Below are 15042 nucleotides of genomic sequence, written 5' to 3' on the forward strand. Positions count from 1 at the left end.
CCCGAAACATAGGGCGAAGGGAGGATAGTCTATGGACATGAGAGAGCAGCGCTTCGGCATTGAGATAGAGATGACCGGCGTAACCCGCGAACAGGCAGCAAAGGTTGCTGCGGAATACTTCGGGACCGACAGCCACTATGACGGAACCTATTATAATACCTACTCTGCTTTGGATTCGCAGGGACGGAAGTGGAAGTTTATGAGCGATGCCAGCATCACGCCCCAGCGTAAGTCCGGGCGTCAAACCATATCAGCTTCGGATGAATACAAAACTGAGATGGTCAGCCCTATCTGCCGCTGGGAGGATATCGAAACCGTACAGGAACTGATCCGCAAGCTGCGAGATGCTGGCGCCATTGCAAACTCCAGCTGCGGCATTCATGTGCATGTGGATGCCTCCCCCTTTGATGCCAATACCCTGCGAAATATCACCAACATCATGGCTGCCAAGGAGGATATGATCTACAAGGCACTGCAGGTAACCGTAGCCAGACAACACCGCTGGTGCAAGCCGGTGGACAATCGTTTTCTGGAAGAACTCAACCGCCGTAGGCCCAAATCATTGGAGCAGGTCAGCCGTATCTGGTATGACGGAGAGGATGGCCGCCATGAGCATTATCACGATAGTCGTTATCATTGCCTTAACCTTCATAGTGTGTTCCAGAAAGGTACGGTTGAGTTCCGTTTATTCAACAGCACCACACATGCCGGTAAGATCAAGTCATACATTCAGTTGTGTATGGCAATTTCCGCACAGGCCCTGAATCAGAAGTGTGCCAGCCGTACAAAGACCCAAAGCACCAATGAAAAATATACCTTTCGTACCTGGCTTCTGCGCCTTGGACTCATCGGGGATGAATTTAAGACTGCAAGGCTTCACCTGCTGGAGCATTTGGATGGCTGTATTGCGTGGAAGGACCCTGCTCAGGCTCAGCAGCAAAAGGAACGATTAAGGCAGAAAAAAGAAAAGGCTCTAGAGGAAGCGGCTCATACACCATCACCGCAATTAGAGCAAACAATTGAAAATGAGCAGGAACAGGCCGGGGTTGATGAGCAAAGCCCCGGCCTTTCTATGTCAATGTAAAAGGAGGTATTCAAATATGAAAAATGAAACCCTGTATATTGCCTATGGCAGTAACCTGAATCTGCCGCAGATGTCTTTTCGATGCCCCACTGCCAAGGTGGTAGGGGTAAGCGAAATCAAGGACTATGAACTATTATTTCGCGGCAGTCGCAACAGCGCTGTTGCAACTGTGGAGCCTCTTGCGGGGTTCAGCGTTCCGGTGCTTCTGTGGAAGATCCGACCAAAGGATGAGCTTGCACTTGACCGTTATGAGGGCTACCCGAATTTTTACCGCAAGGAGCTGTTTCCTGTGGAGCTGGGCGGACGATCTGTTAATGCCATGATGTATGTGATGAATGACGGTCATCAGCTGGGTGCGCCGTCAGATTACTATCTCAACACGATTCTGGAAGGCTACCAATCTGCAGGTTTTAATTCGGATTTTCTGGAACAGGCGGTGGAAAAGTCCATTCGTTTGGCACAGGAACAGCAGGAAGCCGAGCCGGAACAGGGCAATTTGTTTGGACAGAGATGGTGGTAAAAAAACAAGCCGTACCTTGCGGTACGACCTGTTCTACTTCTCTTCCTTCTGCATCGCTTCCATAGTCGCGTACAGAATGCGCAGTTGGCTTTCATTGCATTGTCGCATGCGCCTCTCGGTTTTACGGAAGGCTTCATCCTCGCGTTCAGGGAAAAACAGTGCATCCAGCGAAAGGTTCAATGCCTGAACCAGACGATACAGCAAATCAATGGAAGGTTTGCGGTGTTCACTCTCAATATGCTTTAAGTGTGTGGGCGTAATACCGACCAGCTCTGCCAATGCTTCGTGGGTGTAGTGCTTATCCAGCCGCGCCGCCCGGAGCGCAGAGCCCAAGACACCCTTTTGTAATTTGTTATCCATCTCTATCAGCTCCTTTTATTATTAGCTTATAGTTTCCAATTCCACTTAAAAATAAGCTTTGAGAGAATTATAATATCTCTTAAAGCTAATTAAAAGATATAAGAACGGAGGAAATAAGAGAATGACATCAAAGGAAAAAGCAAAGCTGATCAAGCAGGCAGGGCGGTTATACCTGCTGGGACACTCGGTGGAAAAGCACAGAAGCGAGCTGCGTAGACTGGTAGAACAAAAGGTACCCTATGATTCTCCACAGATGGCAGATGCTCTTGCAAAATTTGAAGAGGCGGACAGTGAATGGAAGCGTCTGGAGCAGGAACATTTAGACTTTCGCAGCCGGCTCGGTATTAAACAAGATCAATTAATTGAATGAGGAAAACACATATGCCCTCCGGGAATTCTCCGGAGGGCATATGTGTTTGAAAGGAGGTTATCCATGGCAGATCCTGCAACCATCACACTTGCAGTCAAAGCAGCAATTGCGGCCGCGTCTGATAAACGAACATGGAAGGCGGTGGGTGTTCTCATCGCTACCATATTAACGCCCTTTATTCTGATCATCGTCATGATCACAAGTCTTTTGTCAGGAACCGCAAACCACAACAATGCCGCTGTTGCACTTTCTTTTCATGGTGGCGTTATATCCGGTCAGGTGCCGGAGGACTATCGGCAGTACATTGAGGACATGCGACAAAGCTTCTCGGAACTGGACACAGCAATCTCCGAAATCACTCCCCTGATAGAGGACGGAAGCCTTGACTCCACGCAGGTCAAGGCCATTTTTTATGCTCTGTATTTCGGCGCAGATTCCCTGCGTGGGATGGATTACCAGGTATTTTCGGACTGCTTCGTCCGTTATGAAGAACGAACCCGCACCTGGACAGACGAGGATAAGGTGGAACATAAGGAAACCTATACCGTAGCGGTTCCCCTTACCTCCCTGCCGGAAATTTATGCAAGACTGGAAGAAACGCTTGGTCTGTATATTTCCTACGAGAAGCAGGCCAATGCATCAGAAATCTATTACCGGGCATTGCATGGAACCGGCGCACCCGGTGAAGGCGATGGATTTGACCAGTGGGCAGACTGGCTGCCGGAGCAGCTCTCTGGTCTGACGTATGATTTGCCTGTGGGTGAGATTGGAGCTGGGGCTGTTCAGCTTGCACTATCCCGTCTGGGAGATCCCTATTCACAGGAGCGTCGTGGGCAGGGCGATTATACGGACTGCAGCTATCTGGTGCAGTGGGTATACCGCCAGTTGGAAGTTAAGCTCCCCGGTACCGCTGCCGAGCAAGGTAAATACTGTGTGAACAATGGGCTTTCTATTTCAAAGTCCAATCTGGCACCCGGTGATCTAGTGTTCTGGAGCCATAAGGTAAATGGACGTTATCTCAATATTACCCATGTCGGCATCTATGCAGGTGATGGCAAGGTAGTAGATGCCTCCTCTTCAAGAGGACAGGTGGTATACCGGAATTTGTTTGATGCAGATAAGCAGGTGCTGTATGCAAGGCCCTATGTTGAAAACAAGGCTCAGGCATCTTCCTCTGGTTTGCACTCCCCGTTGGGAAACGGCTGGCGCTCCATGGTCACTTCGGAGTTTGGCGGAAGAACAGATCCAATCACAGGGGCATGGTCGGGACATTCCGGACTTGACCTGGGGGCGTCTAAGGGGACTCCGATCCGTGCAGCTGCCGCTGGAACCGTACAGACGGTCAGCTATGGCAGCACCGGATACGGATATTATCTGACCATTGACCATGGCGGAGGAATGGTTACTCTGTACGGACATTGCTCGGACTTGCTCGTTACGCAGGGACAGACGGTAAAGGCCGGGGAAATTGTGGCTAAGGTGGGCTCTACTGGACGAAGTACCGGGAACCATCTGCATTTTGAGGTGCGGATAAACGGAACGGCCCAAAACCCAAGAAGCTATCTGCCATAGGCAGAAAAGAAAGGAGTACGCTATGTTGAAAAGGCAGTGGAGCTTCCGGATGCGGAATACACCCGTTTCCGTTCCGGGTTGCTTCGGGACGCTCCCTTCATTTCAGAGAGCACGGATTCCATGTACATGGAGAAAAACGGAACATATCATTGTCTTCTGGGCCATTTATTTTGATGAGATACAAGAGCAGTACGGTGTGAATCTAAAGGACAGCGAATACATCAGCACGATGCTGTGTGACCTTCTCTCGGTTCGGCAGGAAATGGCTGAAATTGAATCATTGGAGGACTGTCTCGACATGACCTTCTATCTGGATTACTGCCCAAATCTGGAGAATGACACTTTGAGTGAAGGGGATGCCGGAGATCAAACATTGCGCTTAAAGGAGCTGATCCGTGTACCCTTTGAAAACCTCCATCTTGTGCATCACGAGGTGGATATGGACCCTTCCACCATTGTGTATCTTGACTCTGCCACCTTGACAGAGGAAGGAAAACAGGCATGGGAGGATGTGCTGAATGCGCAGGTGCTTAGAGTGTTTCACGGAATTTATGGCATGCAGGCGGAGTGTGCGGGAGTATCCTCTCAGCGCCTGACTGAATTTGCCCGGATGCTTGCCGGGGATTGTCCCTGTGAGGATTATGACCGCTGGGTCAGAGAGCCGGAGGATACTCCAGGCATGGAACTGAAATTGTAAAAGAAGGAGGAATTAACCCATGAGTACAACCGAATTGAAGCTGTCCTTTCCAACGGAAAAGCTGGAAGCCCTCCGTTTTTTCATGGATAAAAAGGAGCTTACCATTGAACAGGAGCTGCAGGATTATCTGGATAAAACCTATGAAAAGGCAGTTCCGGCGCAGGTGCGGGAATATGTAGAGAGCCGCATGGAGCAGACGCCCGTGTCACAGGAAACACAGGGGTCTCCCCCGGTTAGAGAACGTCCGGTACGCCAAAGCCGCCGCCAGCGGGAGCAGACTGCTGCAGAGTCTCAAATGGACGCTCCCCCTCAAGAAGAACCATCGGAGGATTCGCCGCAGGAAACCCAGAGCATGAACATGAGTATGTAACAACAGAAAAAGAACAAGGAGGTGTTAGTCATGATTAAGCTTGGCATAGACAACGGAAATTACAATACAAAATCCTCGGAGGGGATGCTTTATGCCTCCGGCTTTGCGGTCAGCGACCGGGAATTCATTACACCGGAAATGCAGCTGTTCTATGAAGGCAGCTATTTCGCGATTGGAGAACGTCGCCTGCGCTTTCAACAGGATAAAACCAGAGAGCAGGATACGTTTATTCTTACCCTGCCGGCCATTGCGGAAGCCATGAAGCGCTTGGGTGTGAGCAGTACCGACATTATGCTGGGTGTGGGGCTTCCCATTGACAGCTATGGCACACAAAAGGAGGCGTTCCGCCGGTATTTTCTGCGGGAAAATATCTCCTTTGTGTTCGAGGGCAGACCTTACCAGTGTCGTATTGCAGACTGTAAGGTGTTCGCACAGGGACATGCGGCGTTGTGCCGCTATTATCCTCAGCTGAAGGAATACCGCAGCATTACCCTCGTTGATATCGGCGGTTATACGGTGGATGTTCTTACCGTCCACAATTTCAGACTGGATAGATCCAGCTGTGCCAGCCTTCGGATGGGGACCATCACCTTATACAGCCGCATTCAGGATGCCCTTCAACGAAGCGGCATCCTGCTTTCAGACACCTTAATCACTGATGCTATCCAGGGCAATATTCAGCATACCGCCAGCAGGCAGATCGGAGAAACTGTCGAGCAAGAAGTATCGGCCTACTGCAAAGAGCTGTTTAATGCACTCCGAGAACGGGGGCTTGATCTGCGGCTTCCCACTGTGTTTGCGGGCGGCGGTGCTGAACTTCTGGAATCCCGGCTGCGCGGGGATGGACTCAATACTGTGGCGGTGCTGAACCGGTTTGCAAATGCAGACGGGTACAAGCTCCTTCTGGGTTAGGAATATGCGCAAGCGTTACTATCTGTCTTTTGATATGGAAGATCCCAGACACCGGGAGACCGAGCGGCTGTTCACGCAGCAGGCCAGCCGCCAGCGCACAGAATTTGTGGTGTCCAGTATTCTCGCCTTAGAGCAAAATGTTCAGCTGGAACAGGTGGTGCGGCAGGCTGTTCGGGAAGAACTGAATCAGCTCCGGGTAACAGTCCCTTCTTCGACAAATGTGCCGGAGCCCTCTGTGTATCTGGAGGAGCTCCCTGACAGCCTGATCCATGCATTGGAGGAATTGTAACGGCTCCACTTCCCTGCCTAATACCTGTTAAGGTAAAAATAACTTGCACCAACTTGGCGCAGTTTTTCGGTATGGGTGTAAACGGTATGCACCAACTTGGCTCACTTATTTATTCAAGAATTCTATGAAAAGGAGATGTTATCTATGAAAACAGTGGTAATTTCTGTTTGCTACAGCACAGAAAGGCTGGAGGCCCTCCGGCAGTATCGGACAGAAGCAGAGCTGCAGGAAGGACTGGAATCGGTGCTTCCCGCGCTTTATGAAAAGTATGTTCCCTCCGATGTGCGGGAACGAATTGAAGCAGCGGTGGAAGACAGCGCGTAGTGTGAGCGCTGCCTCTTTTTTTCTCTGAGGTTCGCGCTGCGAAAATCAGTGTGTGGATGAAAGGAGGATCAAAACGAAAAGGTCTTTCTATCCCGGATTGAGAGTATTTGTGAATTCGGCTCTTATGAATCCTCGCAGGGCGAAGAGCAGGTACCCGGAATGAATCTTAAACTCTAAATGACAGGAGGATTGAAATGGGTGACGAATCAATCGAGCTTTGGCTCAATAAATACCAATATACCGCACTGTCGGATATCCTTTATGAAAACGGCACTAACATAAAAGCTGTCATGCAGGAAAAGCTGGTGGAGCTATATGTACAAACCGTTCCCGAACAGGAACGAATTGAAATTGAGAACCGGATTAATGCAGAATGCCTTGATACTGAGCAGCGCGCACAGGAGATGCGACGGTTTTCCGTATACCATGTGACAGAAAACGGCAACAGCCATTACTTCGAATCGGATTACTGCTTGGAACTGATGCAGTTGGCGTTGTTGGTACGCAGATACCAACGCGGTGAGCTAAAATATCAGCCGGAGAGCTTTACAGCCCTGTTCCGGAATTCTGTTTCCATCAACGCCGTACAGTTTGAAGAATACGTGAAAAAGCGAATGGACAATAGCGGTCAGATCACCGGCGTGTTTGACATTGACTTTGACCGGCAAATGATTTCTGGAGTCAATATTATGGATGGTTGGAAGGCTTACTCCATGAAGGACACCGGCACTGCAGCCTATTACGCCTACCGTGCCAATTATCTTCCAGAGGATAAGCGCTGGCCTATTTTTCTTGAACATCTCGAAGGGTGTGAGCTGACACAGCCTGCTCCACTGATCACGGCAGGTTGCCGCAAGCTGGAGGAAGGTGATATCTCCTTTTCAGACGAGATCATGGAAACGGATGGGCGCCTCAATTTTTATATCAATGTCCCCTTCAACGTGGACGAGATATTCGGAACCCATGTGGAAACAACGGAAAACGATGACTGGATCAATGTCTACGCCAACTATGATACCGTTCATGGACAGGTGTGTGATACCCTGGACATTGTCTTGAATCGTGGGGATGGCTCCTGCGAAGAACTGGCCTATCGGCTGGATGATCATGAAAAAAAGCTTTTGCTGAGCAAAATGCAAGACTACTGCATGAAGCAGGAGGGTATGACGCTGGAGGATTACAGCCTCCAGCTGCAGGAGGAATCCGAGCCGCTGACAGGCCCAGACACGCAGCAGATGTAGATACGCCACGTTACCGCCCGTGTGCCCCTGTGTCGCGTTCTTCCGGCTGGGGTGGCAGCGTTACACCATAAGGGTCTGTAAGCCCCTTGTTGGAGCCGTGTGCGCACAAGCTTGACGGCTGGAGAAACAAGGAAAGTCGTGGTGAACCATGGGGTCGAAAACGATGCGGGTTAAAGGAGCGGGGTCGTAAACGCCCCGCTCCGGCTTACATCTCCCCGCAATGCGGGGAGAAAAGCGGTTTTTCACCGGGGTCGTAAAAACACCCAAGGAGTTGTCTCCGGGGTTGTAAGGAAAACAGAATACCGATAAAGGCAGGAAATAAAGGCTTTTCATAGGGGTTGCGACAGGCGTTGCAGCTCTTTTTTGATAGAAATGGAGGTTTGCTATGTCAGAGGAAGAAAAAATAAAAAAGAAATTCCCATTGTGGATGTATCCGGAAACCAGACAGCTGGTGGCAGACTGGTACAAAAGGGACAACTGCCAGAGCCAGAGTGAATTCATTGAAAAGGCGATTAAATTCTACTGCGGCTATATCTCAGCAGAGGAAGGTGTCCGGTTCCTTCCTGCCGCCATCACCTCGGCCATGACCGGCATGGTGGATGGTCTGGAAAACCGCATGGCACGGCTTACCTTCAAGCTGGCAGTGGAGATGAGCATGATGATGAATATCCTTGCCGTCAATGCAGATTACGATGAAAACACTCTGCGCAAGCTCCGCGGCAAATGTGTGGAGGACGTGAAACGGTCAGTGGGTTCCGTGACATTTGAGGATGTAGTGAGCTTCCAGAAGCGGGAAAGGCGTGACTAATCATGCCACGAATTATCTTTAAATGCCGCTACTTAAAAAATGCGGCGGCCCATGCGGAAAATCTAGTGACTTATGTTGCCACACGGGATGGTGTAGAGAAGCTTCCGGAACGAATGCGAAACCGTCCTGCCACGAAAAAGCAAAAGCTGTTGGTATCGGATATTTTGGAGCGGTTTCCGGATTCCACCGGACTGTTCGAGTATGAGGATTATCTGGCGAAGCCTACCATGGAAAATGCCTCCGAATTTATCTCCGCTGCTCTGGATCAGAATCTTGACCAGCTGGCACACAAGGAAGTCTATGTCAATTATATCGCTACCCGCCCTCATGCTGAACGACTGGATACCCATGGCCTGTTCTCTGATGAGGATATTCCGCTGGTATTGTCACAGACGGCGCAGGAGGTGGCGGCACATACCGGAAACATCTGGACACCCATCATATCTTTGCGGCGGGAAGATGCCACCCGGCTGGGGTACGACAATGCCGCCGCATGGATGGCACTGCTGCGTAAGCAGCGGAATGTCTTTGCTCAGCAGATGAAAATCGAACCGGAGAACCTGCGGTGGTATGCGGCCTATCACGATGAGGGACATCACCCTCACTGCCATATGATCGTGTATTCGGTCTATCCCCGTGAGGGCTTTGTAACAAAGCCGGGCATTGAAACAATGCGCAGCAGTCTGGCGCGGGAAATTTTTCAGCAGGATCTGCTCCAGATTTATGCAGAGCAGACAGAGCGTAGAAATACGCTGACCACGCAGAGCCGGGATGCCCTGCAGGTACTTCTGGTACAAATGCAGAACGATGCCTGTGACAATCCCGTGCTGGAGGAACTACTTTCACAGCTGGCAGAACGGCTTCGGCACACCACCGGAAAAAAGCAGTATGGCTATCTAAAAGCACCGGTCAAGGAACTGGTGAACAGGTTCGTGGATGAACTGGCGAAGGAAGAACGTGTGGCAGCGGCTTACGCCCAATGGTACAAGCTTCGCAATGAGGTACTGCGTACTTACAGGGATGAGCTTCCGCCACCACTCCCTCTTTCTCAGCAAAAGGAGTTTAAACAGATAAAGAATATGGTAATTGCGGAAGCAGTCCGACTGGGCAATCAGGAGTTCACCTTTGAGGGGGAGGATCAGGCGGAACCGCCTCCGGAGGATGAACCTATCATAGATGAAACGATTATTCCAGAGGATATGGAATTGACGCCAGATGCGGTGCCAGACGAGGAATTGATTGGGAAAGCAGAAGACTATCGGTCCGAGCTTGACAACGATCAGGAATTCGAATTGACCGCCGGACATTCTGACAGTGCGGATACAGCGTCATCCAGCGGAAAACCACATATCGCATGGAACAGCCGCTATAAGCAGGCTCGAGACTTTCTATACGGCAGTGATCTTTTAGAGCCGGACTTTGAACAGGCCCTTGCCCTGTTCCTACTGGAAGCGGAGGACGGCAATGCCCTTGCCATGCATGATCTGGGAAGAATGTACACAGACGGTCTGGGTACAGAGATGGATGCAGATACTGCCTTTGACTGGTACGGAAAGGCTCTTGCCGCTTTTTTGGCGATTGAAGCCAAAAAGGAACATCGCTATATAGAATACCGTATCGGTAAGCTGTATGCAGCGGGACTTGGCACGGAGCAGAACTACGCAGAAGCGGCAGACTGGTTTCAGCAAGCAGCTTCCAAGCGTCACAAATACGCCCAATATTCCCTTGGCGGTTTATATTACCGGGGCCAGGGTGTGGAACAGGATTTTGAGACTGCATTCAGCCTGTACCAACGCTCCGCTGCTCAGGGAATGCCCTATGCGGATTATGAGCTGGCAAAGATGTACCGGGACGGAGTTGGAACAGCGCCAAACGCTGACGAAGCGGAACAGCACTTTGAGGCCGCCTTCCAGGGCTTTTGGCAGATGGAACGGCAAAGTCGTGATGACAAGCTGCAATATCGCCTTGGACAGATGCTTTACACCGGCACCGGAACAGAAAAAAATGTGGACGAGGCTCTTCGCTATTTTGAAAAGTCTGCCCGGCTGGGGAATGTCCACGCACAATATATGCTGGGAAGAATTTTTCTGGATGCGGACGGCGGGAATTTTAATGCGGAGAAAGCCATCCTATGGCTTACAAGATCAGCGGACAACGGCAATGCGCTGGCACAGTATGCTCTCGGCAAGCTTTTCCGGGACGGGAATCATGTGGAAAAGGATATATCAAAAGCCATTGAGCTCTTTACACTGGCAGCAGAGCAGGATAATTCCTATGCTGCTTATGCTCTGGGAAAGCTCTATCTGTTGGGAGATGACACACCCAAGGATATGGATGCCGCTTTAAAGTGGCTGACAAAATCTGCTGACCTTGGCAACCAATTTGCGCAGTACGCTCTTGGCAAGCTGTACCTGACTGGTGAGGATGTGCCAAAGAACATTTCCAAGGCGCTGGAGCTGTTTCATAAATCAGCGGAGCAAGGCAACCAATTTGCACAGTACCAGCTCGGTAAGCTGTACCTGAAAGGAGAGGATGTTCCAAAAAACATGGGAGATGCCATTCGTTGGCTTACAGCCGCCGCAGAGCAGGAAAATCAATATGCGCAGTACCAGCTTGGGAAGCTGTATCTGCTTGGCGAAGATGTTACTAAGAATATAGAAGTTGCTATACGCTGGCTGACTGCTTCGGCGGAACAAGGTAACCAGTATGCGCAATACGCCCTCGGTAAACTTTATCTGCTGGGACGGGATATCCCCCGTGACCGGGAGGCCGCTGTACGATGGCTCACCCTTTCTGCGGAACAGGGCAATTTATATGCACAGTTTTTTCTTGACCATCTGGATTCGTTCCGGGACCCTTCCTTATTTCTGGCTGTCACCCGGCTCTTACATCATGCCAGCCGGATATTTCAGGAGGAAGCCAGAAGACTGCCAGGTGCTCCCGGTATGCACACGGATAGCAAACTACGCAGAAGGCTCCGGCAGAAAAAGATCGCCCAGGGCCATGCACCGGACGATCACGAACAAAAATTCACAACCTACTAAAAAAGTGAAGGAGGTTTCCATGCGAAAACAATCTCATGGGCAGACGAAACAGCTGTCCTCCATACAGCAAAAACAATTGTATCCGAAGCCGTCCGTTCATCAACGGGCGGCGTTTTTTTGTGTCCGCCACGGGCACATGCGCTGCGGGAAACGCAAGCGATAAAGGAGGTGCTTCGGTATGGCATATGTGTATTTTACTGATGAACAAAAGCAGCGGGCCAACGCAGTGGATCTGGTGGACTTCCTCCAGCGGCAGGGAGAGCAGTTGGTTCGCTCCGGCCGGGAATATCGCTGGAAGCGTTATGACAGTGTTACTGTGCGGGGCAACGAATGGTTTCGCCATTCCCGTAAGGAGGGCGGCCGAGCCATTGACTTTGTTCAGCAATTCTACGATATGAGCTTCCCAGATGCGGTCTCCTTCCTGTTGGGCGGAGAATCCGGTGTGGAATGGAACCAGACAGAGAAAAGCGCCCCTCCGCCCCGTAAGGAATTTGCGCTGCCGGAGGAAAACTCGGACATGCGCCGGGTTTTCGCCTATCTCATCAAGCAACGCTTCATAGACCGGGATGTTCTGTCCCTTTTTGCCCATGAAAAGCTCATCTATGAGGATAAGCAGTATCATAACGCCGTGTTTGTGGGACTGGATGAAAATGCAGTTGCCCGACATGCCCATAAACGAGGTACTTATACCCAGGGTGAGCCTTACAAGGGAAATGTGGAGGGCAGTGATCCCCGCTATAGCTTCCACTGGATCGGAGAAAGCGACACCCTCTATGTCTTCGAGGCTCCGGTGGATATGCTGTCTTTTATCACTTTGCACAAGCAGGATTGGAAGCGGCACAGTTATGTGACGCTGGACGGTGTATCGGAACATGCCCTGCTCCGACAGCTGGAGCTGCACCCGCATTTGAAGAATCCCGTGCTGTGTCTGGATCATGATGCGGCAGGGATCGAAGCCACCGGCAGGCTCAAGGATATTCTCTGTGAAAAGTATTATTACGATCCTGCATATATGGACATTACCGTTCTTAGATCTGAGTTTAAGGACTGGAATGAGGATTTAAAGGCTCTTCACGGCAACAATCCCATTTCGGCACAGGAGCATCCGAAGCTGATGCTTCTGCCACAGATGTGTTCAGGAATGCTGGAGGTTTGTCGAATGCAGTCTGTGAATCAGGATGCTAATGCCTGCCTGCTGAATGAATGTGAACGGCTGATTCCCCTGCTGCGCTCAGATAGCCTCCAACGAAACGTACTGGAAGCGCAGTGTATTCATACTGCGGCACATGCCGTGCTTGCCATTCAGAATACCTGCCGGCAGATGGAAATTCCGGTATCCATAGAACGTGTGACCGGGTGGATGCAGGCGGAATACAAGGCTCATGAGGACAGGGGCTGGCTGCGCTCCAAAGCAGAGGATATCCGGATTGCTGTTAGGGATGTATCCAGCTGCATCCGTACTCCCAGTATCCGCACGGCAGATGAACAGAAGCTTTTCATGCGTTCCTGCCTAACACTGGCGCTCAGCTGTGTGAAAGCGCAGATGTTCATCGTGCTGGAAATGCAGGAGCAAGCGCCCCAACAGGAGCAAACCGTAAATTTTACCATGACGATGTAAAGGGGGAATGATTGTGCAGACATCGCAAATTGTAACGCTGCTTGCTGCTGGAGTGACTATGTTCGGCGTGATTGGCTTTTTATCACTGCTTGCTCACTACTATACCTTAAACGGCATCAAGTCAAAAACCGTGGGTGATGGTCAACATGGTACAGCAAGATGGGCAACCAAAAAGGAAATACAGATGGCCTATACTGCAGTTCGGTATGAGCCGGAAAAATGGAGGCAGGGAGAAAACCTTCCCACAGCCCAGGGGCTAATTGTGGGCTGGAGGAAAGCACCACTCTTTGATAAAACCGCTCCAAACGGCTACGCGCTGGTGGATGATGATGACATCCATTGCCTGATGATCGGCGCGGCAGGCGTTGGCAAGACCGCCAACTTTCTCTATCCCAATCTGGAATATGCCTGCGCCTCCGGCATGAGCTTTATCACAACGGATACGAAAGGTGATCTCTACCGCAATTATGCGGGAATCGCAAAAGAGCATTATGGCTACCATGTGTCGGTCATCGACCTGCGTAACCCTACCCGCTCGGATGGAAACAACCTGCTCCATCTGGTAAACCGTTATATGGATTTGTATCTCCAGCATCCCGAAAGTCTGGCATACAAGGCCAGAGCCGAGAAGTACGCCAAGATCACCGCCAAGACCATCATCAGCTCCGGAGGCTTCGACAGTTCAGCAGCGGGGCAAAACGCATTTTTCTATGACGCGGCAGAAGGACTCCTGACCTCGGTCATCCTGCTAATTGCGGAATACTGCGAGCCCAAAGAGCGGCATATTGTATCGGTATTTAAGCTCATACAGGATCTGCTGGCGCCCAGCGGCATCAAGGGTCGGACGCTCTTTCAGATGTTGTTGGCGCACCTTCCAGATGATCATAAGACCAAATGGTTTGCGGGGGCGGCGCTTAACTCGGCTGAACAGGCTATGCAGAGTGTTCTGTCCACGGCACTTTCCCGGCTCAACGCTTTTCTGGACTCTGAGCTGGAGCAGGTGCTGTGCTTCGATACCGCTATTGACGCAGAAAAATTTTGCACTGAGAAAAGTGCCATCTTCCTCGTTATGCCAGAGGAAGACAGCACGAAATATTTTATCATCAGTTTAATTGTCCAGCAGCTCTACCGAGAAATCCTCTCGGTAGCCGATGAGCATGGTGGCAAGCTTCCGAACCGTGTGATGATGTTTCTGGATGAGATCGGAACCATCCCTAAGATTGAGTCGGCCGAGATGATGTTTTCTGCCAGCCGCTCCCGACGTGTGTCCATCGTTGCCATCATCCAGAGCTTTGCTCAGCTGGAAAAAAACTACGGCAAGGAAGGAGCCGCAATTATTATCGATAACTGCCAGGACACAGTGTTTGGTGGATTCGCTCCCAACAGCGAATCAGCACAGATATTGTCCAAAGCCCTTGGCAACAAGACCATCATGAGCGGTTCCGTTAGCAGGGGCAAGAATGATCCAAGCCAGTCCCTGCAGATGATTGAGCGCCCGCTGATGACGCCGGATGAGCTAAAATCCATGCCGAAGGGCCGGTTTATCGTGACCAAAACCGGAGCCTATCCCATGCGAACCCGGCTGAAGCTGTTTCTAGAATGGGGCATTACATTTGGAAAAACCTATGCGATTGCAGAGCAGTCCGCCCGTAAGGTGATATATGCCGACCGGCGCAAGGTGGAGACAGAAATCATCCGGCGAAATGCCGCCTCTGAATCAGTTCTTGAAGAAATGGAAGCTGGGACTACCGCTTCGGGAGGAATGGGACACAACCTGGTTCCAGCCATCAATTTGGAACCCATGGAGCAGAAACAAAAGCCAGGGAGGTGAAC

Annotated in this window: 14 protein-coding genes and 2 pseudogenes; 15 read left to right on the forward strand and 1 reads right to left on the reverse strand. The window is 50.8% G+C overall.

Going from position 1 to position 15042, the window contains the following annotated elements:
• Positions 1–31: 31 nt before the first annotated feature.
• A complete protein-coding gene (locus ACYVD3_RS14130; RefSeq protein WP_045093649.1) occupies positions 32–1084 on the forward strand; it encodes an amidoligase family protein in 1053 nt (350 codons plus the stop codon).
• A 16-nt stretch (positions 1085–1100) separates the two neighbouring features.
• Entirely contained in the window at positions 1101–1604 is a 504-nt protein-coding gene (locus ACYVD3_RS14135; protein ID WP_045093648.1) for a gamma-glutamylcyclotransferase family protein, read from the forward strand.
• Between the two features lie 33 nt (positions 1605–1637).
• Here ACYVD3_RS14135 and ACYVD3_RS14140 read toward each other — a convergent pair whose 3' ends face one another.
• Positions 1638–1964 carry a helix-turn-helix transcriptional regulator gene (locus ACYVD3_RS14140; protein WP_045093647.1) on the reverse strand — a complete coding sequence of 109 codons (327 nt, stop codon included), beginning with the start codon at positions 1962–1964 and terminating at the stop codon, positions 1638–1640.
• 121 nt (positions 1965–2085) lie between these two features.
• Between ACYVD3_RS14140 and ACYVD3_RS14145 the strand changes: the two genes are divergently transcribed.
• From ACYVD3_RS14145 to ACYVD3_RS14205, 13 genes and pseudogenes are all read left to right on the forward strand, one after another.
• Entirely contained in the window at positions 2086–2334 is a 249-nt protein-coding gene (locus tag ACYVD3_RS14145; RefSeq protein ID WP_045093646.1) for a hypothetical protein, read from the forward strand.
• 63 nt (positions 2335–2397) lie between these two features.
• Positions 2398–3477 (forward strand): annotated as a pseudogene (locus tag ACYVD3_RS14150) (C40 family peptidase); the annotation flags it as partial.
• Between the two features lie 135 nt (positions 3478–3612).
• Positions 3613–3906: pseudogene (locus ACYVD3_RS14155) on the forward strand (M23 family metallopeptidase); the annotation flags it as partial.
• A 22-nt stretch (positions 3907–3928) separates the two neighbouring features.
• Entirely contained in the window at positions 3929–4603 is a 675-nt protein-coding gene (locus ACYVD3_RS14160) for a hypothetical protein (RefSeq protein ID WP_052665841.1), read from the forward strand.
• A 19-nt stretch (positions 4604–4622) separates the two neighbouring features.
• Positions 4623–4973, forward strand: a complete 351-nt coding sequence (locus tag ACYVD3_RS14165) for a DUF6103 family protein (protein ID WP_024345923.1) — start codon at positions 4623–4625, stop codon at positions 4971–4973.
• Positions 4974–5003: 30 nt separating this feature from the next.
• A complete protein-coding gene (locus tag ACYVD3_RS14170) occupies positions 5004–5885 on the forward strand; it encodes a ParM/StbA family protein (RefSeq protein ID WP_045093644.1) in 882 nt (293 codons plus the stop codon).
• Positions 5886–5889: 4 nt separating this feature from the next.
• Positions 5890–6174 carry a plasmid segregation centromere-binding protein ParR gene (locus ACYVD3_RS14175; RefSeq protein WP_242856901.1) on the forward strand — a complete coding sequence of 95 codons (285 nt, stop codon included), beginning with the start codon at positions 5890–5892 and terminating at the stop codon, positions 6172–6174.
• Between the two features lie 144 nt (positions 6175–6318).
• Positions 6319–6498 (forward strand): DUF6103 family protein, encoded by a 180-nt coding sequence (locus ACYVD3_RS14180; protein ID WP_045093642.1) that lies wholly within the window; start codon positions 6319–6321, stop codon positions 6496–6498.
• A 194-nt stretch (positions 6499–6692) separates the two neighbouring features.
• A complete protein-coding gene (locus ACYVD3_RS14185; protein WP_045093641.1) occupies positions 6693–7739 on the forward strand; it encodes a hypothetical protein in 1047 nt (348 codons plus the stop codon).
• A 385-nt stretch (positions 7740–8124) separates the two neighbouring features.
• Positions 8125–8547, forward strand: coding sequence for a hypothetical protein (locus tag ACYVD3_RS14190; RefSeq protein WP_024345918.1), 423 nt, complete (start codon positions 8125–8127; stop codon positions 8545–8547).
• Between the two features lie 2 nt (positions 8548–8549).
• The gene (gene mobP3 / locus ACYVD3_RS14195) at positions 8550–11591 is read left to right on the forward strand and encodes a MobP3 family relaxase (RefSeq protein ID WP_460643133.1); all 3042 of its coding nucleotides are present in this window, start codon (positions 8550–8552) and stop codon (positions 11589–11591) included.
• Positions 11592–11769: 178 nt separating this feature from the next.
• Positions 11770–13209 (forward strand): DUF3991 domain-containing protein, encoded by a 1440-nt coding sequence (locus tag ACYVD3_RS14200; RefSeq protein WP_460643134.1) that lies wholly within the window; start codon positions 11770–11772, stop codon positions 13207–13209.
• A gap of 13 nt (positions 13210–13222) precedes the next feature.
• A complete protein-coding gene (locus tag ACYVD3_RS14205) occupies positions 13223–15040 on the forward strand; it encodes a VirD4-like conjugal transfer protein, CD1115 family (RefSeq protein WP_460643135.1) in 1818 nt (605 codons plus the stop codon).
• Positions 15041–15042 lie beyond the last annotated feature (2 nt).

This window comes from Lacrimispora brassicae, assembly GCF_054772055.1.